Here is a 19714-nt window from a genome sequence, read left to right as displayed (position 1 = left end):
CCCTGGCACCGCTCCGCACGGGAGCGGTGCCAGGGCTGGCGGCCTCATTCGCTCACCGGCTTCAGTCGCAGACAGGCCAGGGAGCTGACCAGGATCGCCAGGCCGGACAGCGTATACAGCAGGGTCGAAGGCACCAGCGGAATGAGCACGCCGGCCAGCAGCGGCCCCACGCTGGCACCCACGTCGCGCCACATGGCGTTGGAGGCCAGCGCCGGCAACCGGGCCTGACCGGGATGGCGGGTGGCGACCAGGGTCACCACCAGGGGGATCTGCAGGGCGCGCAGGATCAGCACTCCGCCGGCGCCGAGGATCAGCCAGTGAAAGCCGAAGGCGATCAGGAACAGCGCGGTCAGCGTCGAGCAGACCACCAGCATGGGCGCCGCGCCATAGCGATCCGCCGCCCGCCCACCGAGCGGGCTGAGCAGCATGTCGGACAGATAACGCAGCGCCATCAGCAGTCCGGCCACCAGCACCGCATTGCCGCCCAGCACCGCCTGGGAAAAGGCCGACAGACCAAAGATGAACAGGCCGTCCAAGGTCACCCCTTCGATAAAGGACCAGGTGACGATGCGATCCGGCCAGCGCAGGCGCCGTCCGGGCGCCGGCAATTCGTGCCCGGCGCGGGGCAGCGCCAGGGCCAGCAGCAGGCCGATCAGGCAGAGTCCGCTGCTCAGCAGCAGCACGGCGCGCGGGCCGTATTGCAGGGTCAGCCAGGCGCCCACGGACAGGGCCAGCATGGGGCCGATGGCAATCAGCGCCCGCGAGGTGCCGGTGCGTCGGGCGGCGCCGGCCGGGTCGGCGGTGGCCAGCACCTGGGTGGACAGGTTGAAGGTGGCGAAGCTCAGGCCCCAGGCCAGGCGCAGCCCCAGCAGTGCCCAGAAGCCGGAGAGATGGGCGTTGCCCAGGGCGCAGAGGGCGGCCACCGCGGAGGCCACGACCAGACTGCGGCGATCGCCAAAGCGGGCATAGAGCTGCACCACATAGCCATAGCCGACGATGCGGATCAGCCGGTTGGCGGCCAGCAGGATGCCGGCCTCGATCAGGCTGATGCCAAAGACCGGGGCGTACATGGGCAGCACGAGATAGAGCAGCACGTCGCTGGGCAGGCAGTAGGCGAGGACGATGGCCGCGCGCCGGGAGGCCTGGTCGACGGACCGGGAAGAGGTCATGCGCAAGAGATTCCTGTGGGCGAGGTGACGTCCAGCCCGGCGGTCGGCGGCTGGACAGCGGATTGCAGTGACGGCTCGGCCCTACAGGCGCCAGGCAGAGGCCGTGGCTGCAACGAGACTGTCATTATCTCTTCTTTTGCAAGAGGTGTCCGCCAGGCGAAACGGCTGAACTAACCGCGGGCGCGCGCAATCCTTTTCAGTGCGTCTTGCGCCGCGCAGTGGCTGCCCGGCCCTGCCACGTCCCGTCATGAAAAGGAGTCGTCAGTGACCGTAGCTGCCCATCATTACCACCCTGTCCGGCCCGGCCCGCTTCACGCGCTGCTGCTGGCCGGCTCCGTCCCGCTGTTCATCGGCGGCCTGCTCAGCGATATCGCCTACTACCAGACCCAGCAGATCCAGTGGGCCAACTTCGCCGCCTGGCTGATCGCCGGCGCGCTGTTGCTGTCCGGGCTGGCCCTGCTGTTCGCCCTCGGCAATCTGTTCGGCGCGCGCTTCCGTGGGCGACGGCCGGCGGCCTATTTCCTCCTGCTGCTGCTGGCCTGGGTGCTGGGGCTGGTCAATGCCTTCGAGCACGCCAAGGACGCCTGGGCGGTGATGCCTGCCGGACTGATCCTCTCGGTGATCGTATCGGTGCTGAGCCTGGTGGCGGCCTGGATCGCGCTCTCCAACCTGCGTTCGGAGGTGGTCCGATGAGCACTCCAAGAGCCTTGAGCGTTCTCGGTCTGGCCATGCTGCTGGCCGCCTGCGGCAACGAGGGTGGCGCCGACACCCAGGCCCGCGGTCCCGATCCCAAGCTGCCCGAACCCCAGCGCGGCCTGCTGCCGAGCATGAAGATCGCCGAGCCGGCGCCCTGGGGCGATCGCGTACCCACGGTGCCCCAGGGCTACACCATCACCGCCATCGCCACCGATCTGCGCATTCCGCGGCAGATGCTGGTGTTGCCCAACGGCGACATCCTGGTGGCCGAGGGCCGTGGCGGCAATGCGCCCAAGCTCAAGCCCAAGGACGTCATCGCCGGCTACATCAAGGCCCAGGGCAACACCCAGGTGAAGGGCGGCAATCGCCTGACCCTACTGCGCGACGCCGACGGCGACGGCAAGTACGAACTCAAGACGGTGTTCGCCGAGAATCTCAACGCGCCCTATGGCCTGGCGTTGGCCAACGGCCGGATCTACGTGGCCAACCAGGACGCCCTGGTCAGCTTCCCCTACCAGGACGGACAGACCCAGGCCAGCGGCGCGCCGGACAAGCTGGTCGACCTACCAGCGGCGATCAATCACCACTGGACCAAGTCCCTCGCCGCCAGCGCCGATGGTCGTTACCTCTATGTGGGGATCGGCTCCAACAGCAACGTCGGCGAGCGCGGCATGGACGTCGAGGTGGATCGCGCGGTGATCTGGCAGATCGATGCCCAGAGCGGTGCGCACAAGAACTATGCCACCGGGGTGCGCAATCCCACCGCCCTGGCCATACAGCCCGACAGCGGCCAGCTCTGGGCAGTGGCCAACGAGCGCGACGAGATCGGCCCGGACCTGGTACCGGACTACCTGACCTCCATCCGCGAAGGCGGTTTCTATGGCTGGCCCTACAGCTACTGGGGGCAGAACGTCGACACCCGCGCCCAGCCGCAGGATCCGGCCAAGGTGGCCGCCGCCATCAAGCCCGACTACAGCCTGGGCTCCCACGTCGCCGCCCTGGGCGTGACCTTTTCCACCGCGGCGGTGGGCGGGCAATTCACCGATGGCGTCTTCGTCGGCGAGCACGGCAGCTGGAACCGCGACAAGCCGGTGGGCTACCGCGTGGTCTTCGTACCCTTCCAGCAGGGCCGTCCGGCCGGCGAACCCATCGACTTCGCTACCGGGTTCTTCGGCGACGACGGCAAGACCCGCGGCCGCCCGGTCGGAGTGGCGGTGGATCAGCGCGGTGGCGTCCTCATCGCCGACGACCTGGCCAACACCGTCTGGCGCGTGACGCGTACCCAGTAAGGTGCGAGATGGATCGGCTTGCCGCGCAGTCGGGCGGCAAGCCGATCAATGCATGCGGTGCTGCAGATCGCCGAGCACCACCAGGCTGCCCACCACCATCAGCACCAGGATCAGGCTGGTGAACAAGAGCAGATAGAGGTCGTGGCGGTGCGAGCGGCCCAGGCTGATATGCAGGAAGCAGCGCAGGTGCACCAGGATCTGCAGCAGACCCAGGCCGAAGATGACCCCCAGGGTGGTGCCGCGCGGCCAGCTCGGGAAGAGCACCAGGCCGATGGGGATCAGGCTCAGCGTCACCGCCAGCAGCAGGCCGACCACGTAGCTCGTCAGCTCCCGACGATAGTCATCTCTCTTCATGGCAGTAGCCCCTGCAGGTAGACCACCGAGAGGATGGCTACCCAGACGATATCGAGAAAATGCCAGAAGAGGCCCAGCCGCATCAGCCGGGTCTTCACCGGCGTATCCAGGCCGAACACCCTGAGTTGCACCAGCATCACCACCAGCCACAGACAGCCACTGGCGACGTGCACCCCGTGCATGCCCACCAGGGCGAAGAAGGCCGAGAGAAAGGCGCTGCGCTGGGGCAGGGCGACCTTGTCCGCCATGCCGAGGAAGTCGTGCACCTCCAGGCCCAGAAAGACCAGGCCCAGGGCCAGGGTCACCAGCAGCCAGGTCACCAGCGGCCGCAGGCGGCCCTCGTGGTATTTCATGGCCAGGGACGCCAGGCCATAGGTGAAGCTGCTGGCCAGCAGCACCAGGGTCTGCAGGGTGACACTGCCGATCTCGAAGACGTTCCGGGCGACCGGGCCCCCGGCGGTGGCGTGCTGCAGCGTCGCGTAAATGGCGAACAGCAGCGCGAACACCAGGGCGTCGCTCATCAGGAAGATCCAGAACCCGAACAGCGAATACTCGGCCTCGGCGTGGGTGGCGTGATCGGTGGCGCCGACATTGAGGCCGGCGTGATTCATGTCGCGCGGACTCATGGGCCCATCTCCGCCAGGCCACGGTTGCCCGGCCCGGTTTCCTCGTCGCGGTTGACCGCTCGCGTCGCGGCGACGAGATCCAGCCAGGCCTCGTGCTCGCGCCGGATGTCTGCAGCGGAAATCAGCCGCTCGGTATCGCGCTGGAAGCTGCGGGCGATCACCGCACCCCAGGCCACCCCCAGGCCGAGCACGGCCAGCCAGCCGATGTGCCAGACCAGCCCGAAGGCGCAGGCAAAGCCTGCGGCCCCGACGATGGCAGGCACCGCGCTGTTCTTTGGCAGTTCGATGTCGGCATAGGTGCGCGGCCGGTCATAGGCCAGGCCGTGCTCCTTGAGCCAGGTAAAGGGATCGCGGTCGTTGATCGGCAGCGGCACGGCGAAGTTGTATTCCGGCGGCGGCGCGGCCACGGCCCATTCCAGGGTGCGGCCATTCCAGGGATCGCCCACCGGCACCCGGGCACTGTCGCGGTGGCGGATGCTCACCACCAACTGGATCACCAGGCTGGCCAGGGCGGCGAGCAGGATCACCGCACCCAGCTCGGCGACCCACAGCAGCGGGGCGAAATCGGGATTGTGGATCGCCTGGCTGCGCCGCGGCAGGCCGGAGACGCCCAGCACGTACAGCGGCATGAAGGCGAGCAGGAAGCCCAGGCCGAAATTCAGGGCGGCGATGCGGCCCCAGCGCTCGTCGAGGCGAAAGCCGAAGGCCTTGGGAAACCAGAAGTGATAGCCGGCCAGCATGCCGAACAGCATCCCGGGGATCAGCATGTTGTGGAAGTGAGCGACCAGGTAGACGGTGTTGTGCACCTGATAGTCCACCGGCGGTGTGGCCAGGGTGATGCCGGTAAGGCCGCCGATGACAAACAACATGATGAACATCACCGCATAGATCAGCGGCGTGGTCAGGCGGATGCGCCCGCGGAACATGGTCGCCATCCAGTCGTAGATCTTCACCCCGGTGGGGATGCCGATGAGCATGGTGGCGATGCCGAAGGCGGCATTGATCTTCGGGCTCTGGCCCATGGTGAAGAAGTGGTGCAGCCAGACGGTAAAGGACAGCACCGCGATCACCAGGGTGGCCCAGACCAGCGAGTGATAGCCATAGAGCCGCTTGGTGGAGAAGGTGGCGAAGACCTCGGAGAACACCCCGAAGGCCGGCAGGATCAGGATGTACACCTCCGGATGGCCAAACAGCCAGAAGAGGTTGATGTAGTTCATCAGGTTGCCGCCCTGGGTGTTGGTGAAGAAATGGAAGTCCAGGTAGCGGTCCAGGGCCAGCAGCAGGGTGGCCACGGTCAGCGGCGGCATGGCGAAGATCATCAGGATGCTGGTGCACAGCGCCGTCCAGCTGAACAGCGTCATATGGAACAGGCGCATGCCCGGCGTCCGCTCCTTGTAGAGGGTGACGGCAAAATTGAGGCCGGTCAGGGTGCTGCCGATGGAGCTGAGGGTCAGCGCCCAGATCCAGTAGTCGGGGCCGACGCCGGGCTGGTATTCGGCGCCGGTATAGGGCGGATAGCCGCTCCAGCCACCGGTCGAGAAGCGACCCAGCACCAGCGAGACCATCACCAGGGCTGCACCGGCCACGGTCAGCCAGAGGCTGATGGCGTTGAGCAGCGGAAAGCGCACGTCGCGGGCACCGATCTGCAGCGGCATGACGAAGTTGATCAGCCCGGTAAGGAAGGGCATGGCGACGAAGAACACCATGATGGTGCCGTGGGTGCTGAACAGCTGGCCGAAGTGCTCCGGTGGCAGATAGCCCGGGGCATCGATGGCCAGGGCCTGCTGGGTGCGCATCATCACGCCTTCCACCACGCCGCGGCTGAACATCACCAGGGCCAGCACCACATACATGACGCCGATGCGCTTGTGGTCCAGGCTGGTGAACCACTCCTGCCAGAGATAGCGCCACTTGCCGAGCCAGGTGATCACCCCGGCGGTGGCCAGGGCGCCAAGGATCACCACGCTGGCGCCGCAGGTGGCGACCAGGCTGTAGAAGGGCAGGGCGTCGTAGCCCAGGCGACCGAACAGCAGGTGCCAGAGGGCCGAGGAATCAGTCATGGGTGGCTCCCTGGAAGGTGGCACAGGCGGGTACCGGATCCTGGCGATAGCGCGCCAGCACCCAGGCGAAGAGGGCGGGTTGGGTCAGGCGCCACTCGGCGGCTTGCTCCAGGGTGCCGGGGCGGGACAGCACCTGGTAATGGGCGCAATCCAGCGCCTCGCGGGTCTGGCTGACGCCCTGGGTCCAGCTGTCGAAGTCCTGCGCATCCAGCACTCGGATCGGGAAATGCTGATCCTGGAAGCCTTCGCCGCTGTACTGGGCATTGCGGCCCTCGAACTGGCCAGGCGCGGGAATCTGCAGGTAGCGCTGGGTCTGCATGCCGGCCATGGCGTAGATCTGGCCGCCGAGGCGCGGCAACAGCAGGGATTGCATCACCGTATCGCTGGTAAGTCTGAGCTGCACCGGGCGTCCGGCTGGCAGGACCAGTTCATTGACCGTGGCGATGCCCTGTTCGGGATAGAGAAACAGCCACTTCCAGTCCAGGCCGATCACCTGGACCTCCAGCGGGGCCTGGCTGGGCGTCGGCGAGCGATAGGGATCGAGGCTGTGGGTGCGGGTCCAGACCAGCACCGCCAGGACCGCGACGATCAGCGCCGGCACACCCCAGGCGAAGACGTCCAGCAGCCAGGAGAATTCCCAGCGCGGCCGGTAGGCGGCGCGCGTGTTGCCGTGGCGATAGCGCCAGACGATCAGCGGGGTGAGCAGGATCACCGGCAGGACCACCACCAGGGCCAGGCCGATGATCCACAGCAGCAGGTCGCGTTCGCCACTGGCGGCGAGACCGGCCGGGGCGAGAAAGCCGTGCTGCAGCGGCGAACAGCCAGTGAGCGAAGCGGCCAGCAGCAGGCCAGCCAGGGACCCGACCGCCAGGCGGCGCCTCGAGGTGCTCCCCGGGCAGGGAGAAGAAGGACGCGACTTTCGCGCAAGGGACATGAGCGGACTCGACCGTAACCAGTTGTTGCAGCCAACAGACCGCCCGAGCAGGCGAGCCGTTCACTGGATACTGGCGCTTGGCCGCTCCCGCCCGGGGCGCGACCGCGTGCGAGGTGCGAGCTAGGGCTGTTCGGTCTTCCACTGGCCGAGCAGGATGGCGACGAATTTTTCCGCGGCGGGCGACAGCGAGGCGCCGCGACGCGAGACCAGGCCCAGCGTCCGGGTCACCTCTGGATCGCTGAGGGGCACGCTGACCAGGGTCGGGTGGTCGGCATCCGGCATGGCCAGACTGGGCATGGCCGAGACGCCGAGGCCGGCTTCCACCATGCCCAGGGAGGTGGACAGGTGCTGCACCTCATAGAACCACTTGGGGCGGATGCCGCGGGCGGAGAGGGCATGGTCGAGTAGCACCCGGTTGCCGCTCAGACGTCCCACGCCGATCAGCCGGTGCTCGACCAGCTCGGCCCAGCTGATCGACGGGCGCCCGGCCAGTTCGTGGTCGCGCCGGCAGGCCAACACGAATTGCTCCTGCACCAGGGGCACGAATTCGATGTCCGGGTGCTGACCGCTGAGCATGTTGATGCCGAAGTCGGCTTCGCCGCGCAGCACGGCTTCCAGTCCGTCGTTGGCGCTGAGGTCCAGCAGGCGGATGCGGATCTTGGGGTATTGCTCGTTGTACTGGCGGATCACCGAGGGCAGGAAGTAGAAGGCCGCGGTGGGGATGCAGGCCAGGGTGACCTGACCGGTCTGGCGCTCGGCCAGCTCGCGGATGCTGAGGATGGAGTCCTCGAAGTCGTCCAGCAGCCGCCGCGCCTTGGGCAGGAAATCGCGCCCGACGCTGGTGAGGCCGACGCGACGAGTGGTGCGTTCGAGCAGGGGCGTACCCAGGCCGTCTTCCAGCTTCTTGATGCGCCGGCTCAGGGCCGGCTGCGACAGGTGCAGGGCATCGGCGGCCTCGTGGAAGCTGCCCAGTTCGGCGATTTTCACGAAAGATCGAATGTCTTGCAGCTCGTAGTCCATGAACGCCCCGTTTCGGAAAGCCGGCTTTATTGATTATTCAAGTGGAATAATAACGCTGATATTTGCATTGGATAGATTTATATCCGGCTGCCAATCTTGTTCCCAGAACATCAATAACCGCTATTGATCAATAAGAGTCAGCAGTCATGCAACGTATTCCCTGCGTTCTCATGCGAGGCGGCACCTCCAAGGGCCCCTTCTTCCACGCCAGCGACCTGCCCAGCGATCCCGCCGCGCGCGACGAGATGCTGATCGACCTCATGGGTGCCGGCCACGAGCTGGAAATCGACGGCATCGGTGGCGGCAGTCCCCAGACCAGCAAGGTCGCCATCATCAGCCCGTCCAGTCATCCCGATGCCGACGTGGATTACCTCTTCGTCCAGGTGATGGTCGCCGAGCGGCGCGTAGATACCGCACCCAACTGCGGCAACATGCTCTGCGCCGTGGGGCCCTTCGCCGTGGAGCAGGGGCTGGTTGCCGCGAGAGACGGCAAGACCCTGGTGCGTATCCGCAACCTCAACACCAACAGCTTCGTCGATTCCCTGGTGCATACGCCCGGCGGCCTGGTGCGCTATGAAGGCGACACCGCCATCGACGGCGTGCCCGGCACCGCCGCGCCGGTGCAGCTGACCTTTCTCGACGCCGTGGGCAGCAAGACCGGCACGCTGTTTCCCACCGGCCAGGCCACCGACGTCTTCGACGGCGTGCCGGTGACCTGCATCGACATGGCCATGCCGATGATGATCGTCGAGGCCCGCCACCTGGGCGTGACCGGCAGCGAGCGGCCGGCCGAACTGGACGCCAACGCGGCGCTGCTGGCCCGGCTGGAAGCCCTGCGTCTGCAGGCGGGTCGGGCCATGGGCCTGGGCGATGTCAGCGGCAAGGTGATCCCCAAGCCGGTACTGATCTCCCCGCCCCAGCAGGGCGGCACCCTGCAGGTGCGCTATTTCATGCCGCACAGCTGCCACCGGGCGCTGGCCATCACCGGCTCCATCGGCCTGGCCACCGCCTGCGTCACCCCGAAGACCGTGGTAATGGCGCTGCTCGGCGAGTCGGCGCGTGACCTGACCCACGTCCGCCTGGAGCATCCCAGCGGCGGGATCGACGTGGTGCTGTCGCGCGGCGGCGCGGACGGCACTACCATCCAGGCCTCGGTCGTCCGGACCGCGCGCCGTCTGTTTTCCGGTCATGTCTATGCGCCTACCGCGCGGAGGCTCGCCGGCTAACGCGACACCCCCAACCACCAGCGCATCCGCACAACTTCAATAAATGGTGATGCCCCATGAAACTTGCCAAATCGCTGTACTTCCAGATCCTCTGCGCCGTGGTCCTCGGGGTGCTGGTCGGTCACTTCTGGGCGCAACAGGCCGTCGCGCTCAAGCCCCTGGGTGACGCCTTCATCAAGCTGATCAAGATGATGATCGCCCCGGTGGTGTTCTGCACCATCGTCACCGGCATCGCCGGCATGACCGACAAGAGCACCCTGGGCCGGTTGATGGGCAAGACGCTGCTGCTGTTCCTGGTGCTCACCGTCATCAGCCTGTTCATCGGCCTCGGCGCGGTCTATCTGTTCCAGCCCGGCGTGGGCATGAACATCGATCCCGCGACCCTGAGCACCGCCAGCATCGCCCAGTACACGGCGTCGGCGGCCAAGCTCAGCGTGGTGGACTTCTTCATGCACATCATCCCGGACACCTTCATGGGGGCGTTCAACAAGGGCGAGGTGCTGCCGGTGCTGTTCATCGCCGTGCTCTGCGGCTTCGCCCTGTCCGCCATGGGCGAGCGCGGCCGGCCGGTGCTGGACGTGCTGGAGTCGGCGTCGCAGATGGTCTTCCGCATCTTCGGCTACCTGATGCGCTTCGCCCCGGTGGGTGCCTTTGGCGCCCTGGCCTTTACCGTCGGCCAGTACGGCATCACCTCGCTGGGCTCCCTGGCCAAGCTGATCGCCACCCTCTACATCGCCTGTGCCTTCTTCGTCTTCGTGGTGCTGGGCGCACTGTGCCGCTCGCGCGGCTTCAGCCTGTGGAAGCTGTTGCGCTACTTCCGCGAGGAATTCCTGGTGGTGCTGGGCACCTCGTCCACCGAGCCGGTGCTGCCGCGCATGCTGCAGAAGCTCGAAGGCCTGGGCTGCAAGAAGGGCGTGGTCGGCCTGGTGCTGCCCACCGGCTACTCCTTCAACCTGGACGGCACCGCCATCTACCTGTCGCTGGCCGCGGTCTTCATCGCCCAGGCCTGCAACATCGACCTCACCGTCGGCCAGACCCTGACCATGCTGGCGATCATGCTGCTGTCCTCCAAGGGCGCGGCAGGGGTGACCGGCAGCGGCTTCGTCGCCCTGGCCTCGACCCTCACCGTGATCCACGACATCCCCCTGGCGGGGCTGGCGCTGCTCATCGGCATCGACCGCTTCATGTCCGAGGCCCGCGCTCTCACCAGCCTGGCCAGCAACGCCGTGGCCACCGTGGTGATCGCGCTGGGCGAGGGCGCCTGCGATCGCGACAAGCTGATGCGCGCCCTGGCCAGTGGCAAGGCCGAACCCGTGGCGCTGCCCGAGGCCGCCGAGTGGACGGCACCGGACGTTCGTCCCCACGCCTGATCGTTCCAACCCCGCTACCGCTGCAATCCCACCTCCGCGCCGTCAGCTGGCCGGAGGCGGGGATCGGCTGGCCCGCGGCCGGCCAGACCCACAACAAGAACAAGGGATATGCCTATGCTCGCGCTTCTCGGTCTGATCATGGTGGTGACCTTCACCTACCTGATCATGAGCAAACGTCTGTCGCCCATCGTGGCGCTCACCGTGGTGCCCATCGTCTTCGCCCTCATCGGTGGCTTCGCCCCCACCACCGGCAAGATGATGCTCGACGGCCTGAAGATGGTGGCGCCCTCGGCGGCGCTGCTGCTGTTCGCCATCCTCTTCTTCGGCCTGATGATCGACGCCGGGCTGTTCGATCCGCTGATCCGCAAGATCCTCAAGCGCGTCAACGGCGACCCGGTCAAGATCGCCATCGGCACCGCGCTGCTCTCGCTGCTGGTGGCCCTGGACGGCGATGGCACCACCACCTACATGATCACCTGCGCGGCCATGCTGCCGCTGTACAAGCGTATCGGCATGAATCCCATGGTGCTGGCGACCGTCTCCATGCTCTCGCTGAGCATCATGAGCGGCATGAGTCCCTGGGGCGGCCCGGCCACCCGCGCCATCGCCGCGCTGGGGCTGGACGCCACCGCCTACTTCATTCCCATGCTGCCCACGGTGATCGGCGGAGCGGCCTGGGTGGTCTTCACCGCCTACCTGCTCGGTCGCCGCGAGCGCGCGCGCATCGGCAACGTCGCCCTGGAGAGCGGCGGGGCGGCCGGCGGCAAGTGCTACATCGAGGAGATCCTCGGTGATTCGCCGACCAAGCGGCCGCGCCTGGCCTACGTCAACCTGGTGCTGGTGATCGCGGTGATGACCGCCCTGGTCATGGGCGTGATGCACGCCGCCATCCTGTTCATGATCGGCTTCGTGCTGGCGCTGATGATCAACTATCCGCAGCTGGAGTTGCAGAAGGAGCGCATCCTGGCGCACTCCGGCAATGCCATGACCGTGGTGCTGCTGGTGTTCGCCGCGGGCATCTTCGCCGGCATCTTTTCCGGCACCAAGATGGTCGATGCCCTGGCCCAGACCCTGGTCGACTGGATTCCGCCGGCCTGGGGCCACTGGTTCCCGCTGGTGGTGGCCATCACCAGCATGCCGCTGACCTTCGTGCTGTCCAACGATGCCTACTACTTCGGCGTGGTGCCCATCCTGGCCAACGCCGCCGCGGCCTACGGCATCGATCCGGTGGAGATCGCCCGCGCCTCGGTGCTGGGCCAGCCGGTGCACCTGATGAGTCCGCTGGTGGCCTCGACGCTGCTGCTGGTGGGCATGGTCGACCGCGACATCGGCGACTTCCAGAAGGCCACCGTCAAATGGGCGGTGCTGACCTCCCTGGTCATCACCGCCATCGCCCTGCTCACCGGCGCCATCTCCTTCTTCGTCTGACGCCGGCGGCCTGGTCCTTATTGCTGCGTGGGAATGGGCTTGAGACCGCTGTCCTCGATGGCCTTGGCGGCGTCTTTCGAGGCCAGGTACTGCAGCAGGGCGCGCGCGGCATCCGGGTGCGTACTCTTGCTGACCACGGCGCCGGAGTAGAGGGTCATCTTCTGCGCCTGGTCGGGGATCAGGCCGACGATGTCGATGCCCTGCACCGGCTTCAATTCGCTCAGCTGCTGAAAGCCCAGCTGCGCCTCGCCACGGGCGACGACTTCGCCCACCGGCTCGGCGGGGATCATGCGCGCCTTGGCCTTGAAGGCATCGCTCAGCTGCATGCGCGGGAAGAGGATGTGGGCTAGGTAGACGCCGCTGGCGCTGTCGGAATAGGCCACCGACTGGGCGCCTTCCAGGCTCTGCTTGAAGGCCTCCATGGTGGAGATGTCCGGCTTGGGCGCGCCCTTGCGCACCGCCATGGCGATGAAGGATTGCCCCAGGTCGACGCGGCTGTCCTTGAGCGCCTGGCCGTTGGCGACCAGCTTGTCCAGCGCCGAACCCACCATCAGCACCACGTCGGCCGGCTCGTTGCGGGCCAGGCGCTGGGGGATGGCCTGGGGCGTGTCGCCCATCGACGGCGCGGCGGCGATGTCCAGTTTCACGCCGGTGGCCTTTTCATAGGCCGGGGCGACTTCGCGAATGGCGCCCATGATGCCGCCCGAGCTCAGCACCGTGAGGGTGGTGACGGGTTGCGCGGCCAGCAGCGGCGTGGAGGCCAGCAGCAGGGCGCCAAGGGCGAGGGTGGGCAGACGTCGAAACATGGTGAGGACTCCAGGGTGAAAAGACCGACGATAGACCGCGGGCGAGGCGGAAGCGCGTTAGTCCGAATGAAGAAAAATTTAATTTACCGACCTGGTCGTTTTCCCTAGGGTGTCCGGTCCGCCAGACCGGGCGCCAGATCCAGAGGCCATCATGACCCAGGCTTTGGTCATCGAAGACGACGAGGTGACCGCCCACGCCATCGCCAGCGAATTGCGGGCGCAAGACTATCAGGTACGTTGGGAAAGCACCGGCCGCGAGGGCCTGGCCGCGGCCATCGCCGGCGGCCACGACATCATCACCCTCGACCGCATGCTGCCGGACTTCGATGGCCTGACCATCGTCAGCACCCTGCGTGGCCTCGGCATCGCCACCCCGGTGCTGATGCTCAGCGCCCTGTCCGATGTCGACGAGCGCGTACGCGGCCTGAGGTGCGGCGGTGACGACTACCTGACCAAGCCCTTTTCCCTGGTGGAGATGATGGCCCGCCTGGAAGCGCTGCTCAGGCGGCCGGGCGCGCAGTCCGCCAGTCACCAGTTGCGGGTCGGCGAGCTGACCCTGGACCTGATCGAGAACACCCTGACCCGGGCCGGCGAAGCCATCGCCCTGCTGCCCACCGAATTCAAGATCCTCACCTACCTGATGCGCAACGCCGGGCAGCTGGTGACCCGCACCATGCTCTTCGAGCAGGTCTGGGGCTATCACTTCGATCCGGGCACCAACATCATCGACGTGCACATGGGGCGGCTCAGACGCAAGATCGAGCGGGCGGGGCGGCCGCTGGTGCATACCGTTCGCGGAGCCGGCTATGTCCTCGTCGTCCCGGACTAGGCGCTGGCGCTCGGGCAGCAGCCGCCTGCTGGCACTCTATGCGCTGCTCTTCGTGGCCTGGGGAGCGGTCTTCACCGGGGTGCTCTACTGGCAGATCTCCGGTTACCTGGGCGCCGTGGCGGAGCGCACCCTGCTGCAGCGGGCGCACTACTACGGCAAGGTGGCCGATGCCGACCTGCTGGGCGAGCTGCAGGCCAGCGAGGTCTATTCCATGCCCGGCATCGACGCCTACGGCCTGTTCGAGGCCGATGGGCGCTATGTGGCCGGCAACCTGGTCAAGCTCCTGCGCAACCTGCCGGACGACGGCCGGGTGCACTACCTGCAGCGCGGGCTCAGGACCACCGACGCCCTGGACGAGACCCGCAGCAGCCATGCCTTTCTGCAGCGCCGCGCCGACGGCCGCATCCTGGTGCTGGCCCGCGACGGCGGCTCCATTTCGGCGGTGGGCGGCATCATCGGCCAGGCGCTGTTCTGGGGCCTGTCGCTGACCCTGATCCCCGGCCTGGTCGGCTGGCACCTGTTGCGGCGACGACCGCTGCGGCGCGTCGAGCGCCTGCAACGCAGCCTGGAACGGATCGTCGCCGGTCACCTGGAGGAAAGCCTGCCACTGTCGCCGCGCCACGACGAGCTGGACATGCTGGCCGATGCGGTCAATACCACCCTGGCGCAGCTGGAGCGCTCGATGCACGAGGTGAAGGGCGTCTGCGACGGCATCGCCCATGACCTGCGCACGCCACTGACGCGGCTGCGGGCGCGCCTGCACCAGCTGCAGCAACTGCCGCTGGCCGAACCTCAGGCCGAGAGCCTCGGCGAGGCGCTGGCCGAGACCGAGGCCATCATGTCGCGCTTCCAGGGCCTGCTGCGCATCTCCGAGCTGGAGGACACCCGGCGGCGCATGGCCTTCGCGCCCCTGGACCTGGCCGCGCTGCTGCGCCAGGCCCATGACTTCTACGAACCCCTGGCCCAGGAAAAGGCCCAGACCCTGAGTCTGGAACTGGGCGAGGCGCTGCCGGAGGTGCAGGGCGACGCCGAGTTGCTGTTCGAGGCGCTGGTCAATCTGCTCGACAACGCCCTCAAGTTCGCTCCCGAAGGGGGCAGGGTGCGGCTGGTGGCGCGTGGCGTCGGCCTGGCGGTGCGCATCGAGGTGATCGACGACGGCCCCGGCATTCCCGAGGCCGAGCGCGAGAGCGTGCTGCGCCGGCTCTATCGCGGCGATGCCAGTCGCCAGCAACCGGGCTATGGCCTGGGCCTGTCGCTGGTGGCGGCCATCGTGCGGTTGCATGGCTTCAGCCTGAGCATCGAGGCGGCCGAACCGGTGGGCGCGCGGGTGATCATCACCAGCGCCGGGTGAGGTGCGCCTTCCTAAATTTTTCTTCATTTTGCTTCATTTGAGACCGGGGCAGGGCTCTCCCAGGATGGCGGGCCCCTCCTGCCACACCGGATCTGCCGCTCGTGAAACACCCCTTGCTACTGGGCCTCGCCGCCCTGGGTCTCGCCTGGCTCGGCCAGGTCGAGGCCGCGCCCGCCGCTGCGCCCGCCGCCACCGTGCTGATTCCTTCGCCACCCCAGCTCTCGGCCAAGGCCTGGGTGCTGATGGACGCCACCACCGGCCAGGTGATCGCCGAAGAGAATGCCCACGAGCACCTGCCGCCGGCCAGCCTGACCAAGCTGATGACCGTCTATGTGGCGACCCGCGACATCCAGGCCGGCCAGCTCAAGGCCGACGACCCGGTCACCGTCAGCGAGCACGCCTGGCGCACCGAAGGCTCGCGGATGTTTCTCGATCCGCGCAGCCAGGTGTCGGTCCACGATCTCCTGCAGGGCATCGTCATCGACTCGGGCAACGACGCCAGCGTGGCCCTGGCCGAGCACATCGCCGGCAGCAACGAGAGCTTCGCCAGTCTGATGAACGCCACCGCGCAGCGCCTGGGCCTGCACGACAGTCACTTCATGAATCCCACCGGGCTGCCCGACCCCGAGCACTTTTCCTCGCCCTACGACATGGCGCTGCTGGCCCGCGCCATCATCCAGGACGAGTCGGCCTACTACGAGCTCTATGCCAGGAAGTACTTCACCTGGAATGGCATCCGCCAGCCCAATCGCAACCTGCTGCTCTGGCGCGACCACACCGTGGACGGCCTCAAGACCGGGCATACCGAGGCGGCTGGCTATTGCATGGTGACCTCGGCGCTGCGCGACGGACGCCGACTGATCACCGCGGTGTTCGGCTCCAACTCCATCAACAACCGCGCGGCGGACACCCAGAAGCTGCTGACCTATGGCTATCGCTTCTTCGACAACCTGAGCCTCGACAAGGCCGGCGTCGCCCTGGGCACCCCGGCGATCTGGGAGGGCGAGCAGGCGACCCTGCCGGTGGGCGTGACCGAGGACGTGGTGCTGACCCGCCCCAAGGGCCAGCAACCGCCCGAGCGCCGGCTGGTACTGAACGAGCCGCTGGTGGCGCCCATCGCCCAGGGCGCGGTGGTCGGCCGCCTGGAGCTGGTGGAGGGCGACCGCGTCCTGCAGACCCGCCCGCTGGTGGCCCTGGAGGCGGCGGCGCAGGGCGGCTGGTGGTCGCGTTGGCCGGAGCACCTCTACCGGCTGGTGCTGCACTGGTTCGGCCGGGTCTGACCCGCGCGGGCGGCCTCAGGTCGCCTGCTGCAGGTGCTCGCGCAGAAAGGCATTCATCCTTTCCAGGGTCCAGCGCACGCCTGGCAGCACCCCGAGCATCTCGATGAAGCCATGGATCATGCCCGGCAACTCGTGGTACTCCACGGCGTTGCCGGCGCCGATCAGCGCCTGGGCATAGAGGCGGGCATCGTCGCGCAAGGCGTCGCATTCGGCGCCGAAGATCAGCGCCGGCGGCAGGTTGGCGTGGGAGGGGGCATAGAGCGGCGAGACGCGCGGATCGCGGGTGTCCACGTCCTGGAGATACATCCCGGAGAAGTAATCCATCATCGGCCGGGTCAGCGGCGGGACCTGGGCGTTCTCGATGCGCGAGGGGTGATTCCAGGCCTCGGGCGTGTTGTCGACGCCGGGGTAGATTAGCACCTGGGCCTTGAGCCTGAGCGGTCCTTCGCGCAGGTGCAGCGCGGCCATGGCCGCCAGGCCGCCGCCGGCGCTGTCGCCGGCCACGGCGACGCGGTCGAGATCGAGATTCAAGGCGCTGCCGGCCTGGGCCAGCCAGTGCAGGGCGGCCAGCACATCGTCGGGGCTCGCCGGTGCCGGATGCTCGGGGGCGAGGGCATAGTGCACCGCCAGCACCGCGAAGCCGGTGCCCAGGGCGATCTGGCGGCAGAGCGAATCATGGCTGTCCAGGTCGCCGATCACCCAGCCACCGCCGTGCAGATAGACCACCAGCGGGCGCGGTCGATCGTCTTCCGCATAGGGGCGGTAGAGGCGCAGCGGGATGGGGCCGAGCGGACCGGGAGCGCTGAGCGCGTCCACCCGCGTCACCGGCGCCGGCGGCAGGCCGAGGGTGCGATTCAGCTGCACATAGGCGGCGCGCGCCTGCGCCGGGGTGAGGCTGTCCAGCGGCGGCTGCGGGTGGGCGGCCAGCCGCGCCAGCAGGCCGGCAACCTCGGGACTGAGGCGCGCGAAGACGTCGGGCATGGGGCTTCTCCTGTGGTCCCGGGCGCCAGGATGGACGCCGGGTCGCCGCCAGCCTCGCCGCAGGCTTGGGGCGGGTCTATCGATCAGATGAACGATGGCGGCGGCTGTTGGACCTCGGCTAGCCCGCGGCCGTTGCGCGGGCGCGCCCGTGGCTGAGGGTGGCCTATCCTGCATCTGAACGATAGGCGCGCCGCTGCGGTACGGTAGACTCGGACCCAAGCCAGGCCTCGTCAGGGGGCCGGCATCCTACCCAAACAATCAAAACAATGGGGGTAGCATGGATCAGTCAGCCGTCGTTTCCTGCAGTGTGCCCAGCGACGTGGTCGCACGCTTCAGCCAGGTCGTCCTGGCGTTGCAAGCCCGCCTGCGGGGCGGGGCCATCACCGAATTCCATGCCCAGGCCCTGGCGCAGCTGCAGCGCCTGGTCGCCTTCGACAAGGCCTGGTGGGGCAACTCCGCCTGGCGCGACGGCGTCCCCGTGGCGCACAGCACCTTTCTGCTGGGGCTGCCCGGCAGCTATACCCGCGAATGGGATGCCCTCAAGGCCGACGACCGCACCCTCGGCGACCTGCACCTGGTGCAGGGACGCTGCCAGGTGTTCGACTGCCGCGACCTGACGGCCTCGCCGAGTCTGGCGGCCCTGGGGCAGCGGTATGGCCTGGCCCATGGCCTGCGCATCGTGCTCACCGACGACCAGACCCGCCTGGGCGTGCACCTCACGCTGTTCCGCGAAGATCCCACCACCCCCTTCACCGCCCTGGAATGCCAGCTGGTGGAATGGCTGATGCCGCACCTGCTGCATGCCGAGCGCGAGAGTTGCCTGCGCACCCTGGCGACCCTGAGAGACAGCCAGGGCAGCTTCGACGAACTGGCCCTGGCGGTGTGCGATCGCTATGGCGTGCTGCTGTCCATGGAGCCCGGCTTCGCCGCCCTGCTGGCGGGGGAGTGGGAGGGCTGGCAGGGCAATCGGCTGCCGCCCGCCTGCGATCCCCAGGGCACCTACCAGGGCCGTACCCTGCAGCTCGATGCCCAGCCGCTGGGCGATCTGCTGCTGCTCAAGGCGCGCCGGCGCAGTTCGGCGGAACGCCTCAGTGCCCGCGAGCTGGAAGTGGCCCAGTGCTTCGCCCTCGGCCAGACCTACAAGGAAGTCGCCCGCAACCTGGGCATGGCGCCGGCCACGGTCCGCCATCACCTGAGGCGCATCTACGAGAAGCTCGGCGTCAACCGCAAGGCGCAGATCGCGCAACAGGTCGCCGCCGCGCCGGACTGATCTCCCCCTGATCCCTATGCCAAGACCGGGCGCCTCGCGTGCCCGGTGAGGCCTCGCTCGCCCGCTCGAAAGCCCTGAGGAATCCCGCCATGCCGTCTCTGCCCGGAATGCTGACCCGCGCCGCCGTCCTGTCACTCGCGGCGCTGGCCGCCACCACCCACGCCACCGAGAAGGGCATGCCGACCACCGCCGCCGGGGTGCAGGACTTCGGCGCCGGCTTCATGCCGCCGTCGACCCCGGTCGGTACGGTCGGCATGCGCTTCAGCGACTACCAGGCGCGGGTGATCAAGGACAGCCATGGCCGGGACGATGGCAACGATTTCAACATCAACGTCCTGGCCATCGGCCTGGCCTATCTGCGCATGACCGATCAGCAGCTGTTCGGCGCGCGCTACGGCTTCGGCGCGGTCTCGGTGTTCTTTCGCATGGATGCGGACCTCGGTATCAACGCCGGCGGGCAGCGGGTGTTCAGCGACAGCGCCGAGCTGTTCCGCCCGGCCGACCTGCAGCTGATCCCGCTGATCCTCGCCTGGGAGCCGGCGCCCGGCGTGGGCATCAACACCCAGCTGTCGATCCAGGCGCCCACCGGCGACTACGACAAGAATCGCCTGGTCAGTCCCGGGACCAACCACTGGACGGTCTCGCCGATCTTCAATGCCAGCTACATCAGCCCCAGCGGGCTGGAGCTGTCGTCCAGCTTCCAGGTCGACATCAATGCGCGCAACTCGGCCACCGACTACCGCAGCGGGGTGGAGTATCGCCACGAATTCGCCGTGGGCCAGCACGTCGGTCCCTGGACGGCGGGGCTGGGCGGCTACTATTACCGCCAGCTCAGCGACGACGACGCCCCCGGCCTGACCCGTGGCAACCGCGCCCGCACCCTGGCGCTGGGGCCGGCGCTCAGCTACTTCGACCCCGCCTCTGGGCTGCCGGCCATCTGGCTGCACGCCTACAAGGAATTCGAGACGCGCAACCGGGCGGAAGGCTATACGGTGGCGCTGAAGATCGGCGCCAGCTTCTAGCGG

The 19714-nt window shown here is 67.8% G+C and carries 18 protein-coding genes; 10 read left to right on the top strand and 8 right to left on the bottom strand.

Features of this window, described 5'->3' with window-relative positions; translation table 11 throughout:
- Nucleotides 1–44: 44 nt before the first annotated feature.
- Entirely contained in the window at nucleotides 45–1169 is a 1125-nt protein-coding gene (locus EC839_RS04255; RefSeq protein WP_007158590.1) for an MFS transporter, read from the bottom strand.
- A gap of 264 nt (nucleotides 1170–1433) precedes the next feature.
- Here EC839_RS04255 and EC839_RS04250 point away from each other — a divergent pair, with 264 nt between their 5' ends.
- Both EC839_RS04250 and EC839_RS04245 read left to right on the top strand, forming a co-directional pair.
- Nucleotides 1434–1862, top strand: a complete 429-nt coding sequence (locus tag EC839_RS04250) for a DUF2231 domain-containing protein (RefSeq protein ID WP_007158589.1) — start codon at nucleotides 1434–1436, stop codon at nucleotides 1860–1862.
- Complete coding sequence (locus EC839_RS04245; protein ID WP_007158588.1) at nucleotides 1859–3154, top strand: sorbosone dehydrogenase family protein; 1296 nt, start codon at nucleotides 1859–1861, stop codon at nucleotides 3152–3154. The genes EC839_RS04250 and EC839_RS04245 overlap by 4 nt, the downstream gene beginning before the upstream one ends.
- 45 nt (nucleotides 3155–3199) lie before the next feature.
- Here EC839_RS04245 and EC839_RS04240 read toward each other — a convergent pair whose 3' ends face one another.
- The 5 genes from EC839_RS04240 to EC839_RS04220 all read right to left on the bottom strand — a co-directional run bounded on the left by EC839_RS04240 (nucleotide 3200) and on the right by EC839_RS04220 (nucleotide 8148).
- Nucleotides 3200–3508 (bottom strand): cytochrome o ubiquinol/quinol oxidase subunit IV, encoded by a 309-nt coding sequence (locus EC839_RS04240; protein WP_007158587.1) that lies wholly within the window; start codon nucleotides 3506–3508, stop codon nucleotides 3200–3202.
- On the bottom strand, nucleotides 3505–4134 hold the full coding sequence (locus tag EC839_RS04235; RefSeq protein ID WP_007158586.1) for a cytochrome c oxidase subunit 3: 630 nt from the start codon (nucleotides 4132–4134) through the stop codon (nucleotides 3505–3507). The genes EC839_RS04240 and EC839_RS04235 overlap by 4 nt, the downstream gene beginning before the upstream one ends.
- Nucleotides 4131–6164, bottom strand: a complete 2034-nt coding sequence (locus EC839_RS04230) for a cbb3-type cytochrome c oxidase subunit I (RefSeq protein WP_371099738.1) — start codon at nucleotides 6162–6164, stop codon at nucleotides 4131–4133. Before EC839_RS04230 ends, EC839_RS04235 begins: the two co-directional genes overlap by 4 nt.
- A 22-nt stretch (nucleotides 6165–6186) precedes the next feature.
- The gene (locus EC839_RS04225) at nucleotides 6187–7128 is read right to left on the bottom strand and encodes a hypothetical protein (RefSeq protein WP_007158584.1); all 942 of its coding nucleotides are present in this window, start codon (nucleotides 7126–7128) and stop codon (nucleotides 6187–6189) included.
- 120 nt (nucleotides 7129–7248) lie between these two features.
- Nucleotides 7249–8148: a LysR family transcriptional regulator gene (locus EC839_RS04220; protein WP_007158583.1), complete on the bottom strand. Its 900-nt coding sequence runs from the start codon at nucleotides 8146–8148 to the stop codon at nucleotides 7249–7251.
- Between the two features lie 146 nt (nucleotides 8149–8294).
- Here EC839_RS04220 and EC839_RS04215 point away from each other — a divergent pair, with 146 nt between their 5' ends.
- The 3 genes from EC839_RS04215 (at nucleotide 8295) to EC839_RS04205 (ending at nucleotide 12172) form a co-directional block, all read left to right on the top strand.
- Nucleotides 8295–9374 carry a 4-oxalomesaconate tautomerase gene (locus tag EC839_RS04215; protein WP_007158582.1) on the top strand — a complete coding sequence of 360 codons (1080 nt, stop codon included), beginning with the start codon at nucleotides 8295–8297 and terminating at the stop codon, nucleotides 9372–9374.
- 56 nt (nucleotides 9375–9430) lie between these two features.
- Nucleotides 9431–10744, top strand: a complete 1314-nt coding sequence (gene dctA, locus EC839_RS04210) for a C4-dicarboxylate transporter DctA (protein ID WP_007158581.1) — start codon at nucleotides 9431–9433, stop codon at nucleotides 10742–10744.
- 114 nt (nucleotides 10745–10858) lie between these two features.
- Entirely contained in the window at nucleotides 10859–12172 is a 1314-nt protein-coding gene (locus tag EC839_RS04205) for a CitMHS family transporter (protein WP_007158580.1), read from the top strand.
- A gap of 17 nt (nucleotides 12173–12189) precedes the next feature.
- On the opposite strand, the gene EC839_RS04200 is transcribed toward EC839_RS04205, so the two are convergent.
- The gene (locus tag EC839_RS04200; protein WP_007158579.1) at nucleotides 12190–12978 is read right to left on the bottom strand and encodes a substrate-binding domain-containing protein; all 789 of its coding nucleotides are present in this window, start codon (nucleotides 12976–12978) and stop codon (nucleotides 12190–12192) included.
- A gap of 151 nt (nucleotides 12979–13129) precedes the next feature.
- Here EC839_RS04200 and EC839_RS04195 point away from each other — a divergent pair, with 151 nt between their 5' ends.
- From EC839_RS04195 to EC839_RS04185, 3 genes are all read left to right on the top strand, one after another.
- The gene (locus EC839_RS04195; RefSeq protein ID WP_007158578.1) at nucleotides 13130–13807 is read left to right on the top strand and encodes a response regulator transcription factor; all 678 of its coding nucleotides are present in this window, start codon (nucleotides 13130–13132) and stop codon (nucleotides 13805–13807) included.
- A complete protein-coding gene (locus EC839_RS04190; protein WP_132832214.1) occupies nucleotides 13785–15158 on the top strand; it encodes a HAMP domain-containing sensor histidine kinase in 1374 nt (457 codons plus the stop codon). The genes EC839_RS04195 and EC839_RS04190 overlap by 23 nt, the downstream gene beginning before the upstream one ends.
- 113 nt (nucleotides 15159–15271) lie before the next feature.
- Nucleotides 15272–16438, top strand: coding sequence for a D-alanyl-D-alanine carboxypeptidase family protein (locus tag EC839_RS04185; protein ID WP_007158576.1), 1167 nt, complete (start codon nucleotides 15272–15274; stop codon nucleotides 16436–16438).
- Nucleotides 16439–16453: 15 nt separating this feature from the next.
- Here the strand turns inward: EC839_RS04185 and EC839_RS04180 are convergent, their stop codons facing one another.
- Nucleotides 16454–17419: an alpha/beta hydrolase gene (locus EC839_RS04180; protein ID WP_007158575.1), complete on the bottom strand. Its 966-nt coding sequence runs from the start codon at nucleotides 17417–17419 to the stop codon at nucleotides 16454–16456.
- Nucleotides 17420–17696: 277 nt separating this feature from the next.
- Between EC839_RS04180 and EC839_RS04175 the strand changes: the two genes are divergently transcribed.
- Nucleotides 17697–18689: a helix-turn-helix transcriptional regulator gene (locus tag EC839_RS04175; RefSeq protein WP_007158574.1), complete on the top strand. Its 993-nt coding sequence runs from the start codon at nucleotides 17697–17699 to the stop codon at nucleotides 18687–18689.
- 107 nt (nucleotides 18690–18796) lie between these two features.
- The gene (locus EC839_RS04170; RefSeq protein WP_165904656.1) at nucleotides 18797–19711 is read left to right on the top strand and encodes a transporter; all 915 of its coding nucleotides are present in this window, start codon (nucleotides 18797–18799) and stop codon (nucleotides 19709–19711) included.
- The last annotated feature ends 3 nt before the right edge of the window (nucleotides 19712–19714 follow it).

Origin of the sequence: Pseudomonas sp. JUb52 (assembly GCF_004341115.1) — a bacterium.
Classification (GTDB): Bacteria; Pseudomonadota; Gammaproteobacteria; order Pseudomonadales; family Pseudomonadaceae; genus Chryseomonas; species Chryseomonas oryzihabitans.
Note: the sequence above shows the minus strand (reverse complement) of the source record. Positions and strands in the feature narration are given on the sequence as shown.

What these genes read in the sequence shown, in the direction of transcription:
- EC839_RS04255 (WP_007158590.1), bottom strand. Translation starts at nt 1,169, where the DNA reads ATGACCTCTTCCCGGTCCGTCGACCAGGCCTCCCGGCGCGCGGCCATC.
- EC839_RS04245 (WP_007158588.1), top strand. Translation starts at nt 1,859, where the DNA reads ATGAGCACTCCAAGAGCCTTGAGCGTTCTCGGTCTGGCCATGCTGCTG.
- EC839_RS04240 (WP_007158587.1), bottom strand. Translation starts at nt 3,508, where the DNA reads ATGAAGAGAGATGACTATCGTCGGGAGCTGACGAGCTACGTGGTCGGC.
- EC839_RS04235 (WP_007158586.1), bottom strand. Translation starts at nt 4,134, where the DNA reads ATGAGTCCGCGCGACATGAATCACGCCGGCCTCAATGTCGGCGCCACC.
- EC839_RS04225 (WP_007158584.1), bottom strand. Translation starts at nt 7,128, where the DNA reads ATGTCCCTTGCGCGAAAGTCGCGTCCTTCTTCTCCCTGCCCGGGGAGC.
- EC839_RS04220 (WP_007158583.1), bottom strand. Translation starts at nt 8,148, where the DNA reads ATGGACTACGAGCTGCAAGACATTCGATCTTTCGTGAAAATCGCCGAA.
- EC839_RS04215 (WP_007158582.1), top strand. Translation starts at nt 8,295, where the DNA reads ATGCAACGTATTCCCTGCGTTCTCATGCGAGGCGGCACCTCCAAGGGC.
- dctA (WP_007158581.1), top strand. Translation starts at nt 9,431, where the DNA reads ATGAAACTTGCCAAATCGCTGTACTTCCAGATCCTCTGCGCCGTGGTC.
- EC839_RS04205 (WP_007158580.1), top strand. Translation starts at nt 10,859, where the DNA reads ATGCTCGCGCTTCTCGGTCTGATCATGGTGGTGACCTTCACCTACCTG.
- EC839_RS04200 (WP_007158579.1), bottom strand. Translation starts at nt 12,978, where the DNA reads ATGTTTCGACGTCTGCCCACCCTCGCCCTTGGCGCCCTGCTGCTGGCC.
- EC839_RS04195 (WP_007158578.1), top strand. Translation starts at nt 13,130, where the DNA reads ATGACCCAGGCTTTGGTCATCGAAGACGACGAGGTGACCGCCCACGCC.
- EC839_RS04190 (WP_132832214.1), top strand. Translation starts at nt 13,785, where the DNA reads ATGTCCTCGTCGTCCCGGACTAGGCGCTGGCGCTCGGGCAGCAGCCGC.
- EC839_RS04180 (WP_007158575.1), bottom strand. Translation starts at nt 17,419, where the DNA reads ATGCCCGACGTCTTCGCGCGCCTCAGTCCCGAGGTTGCCGGCCTGCTG.
- EC839_RS04175 (WP_007158574.1), top strand. Translation starts at nt 17,697, where the DNA reads ATGGATCAGTCAGCCGTCGTTTCCTGCAGTGTGCCCAGCGACGTGGTC.
- EC839_RS04170 (WP_165904656.1), top strand. Translation starts at nt 18,797, where the DNA reads ATGCTGACCCGCGCCGCCGTCCTGTCACTCGCGGCGCTGGCCGCCACC.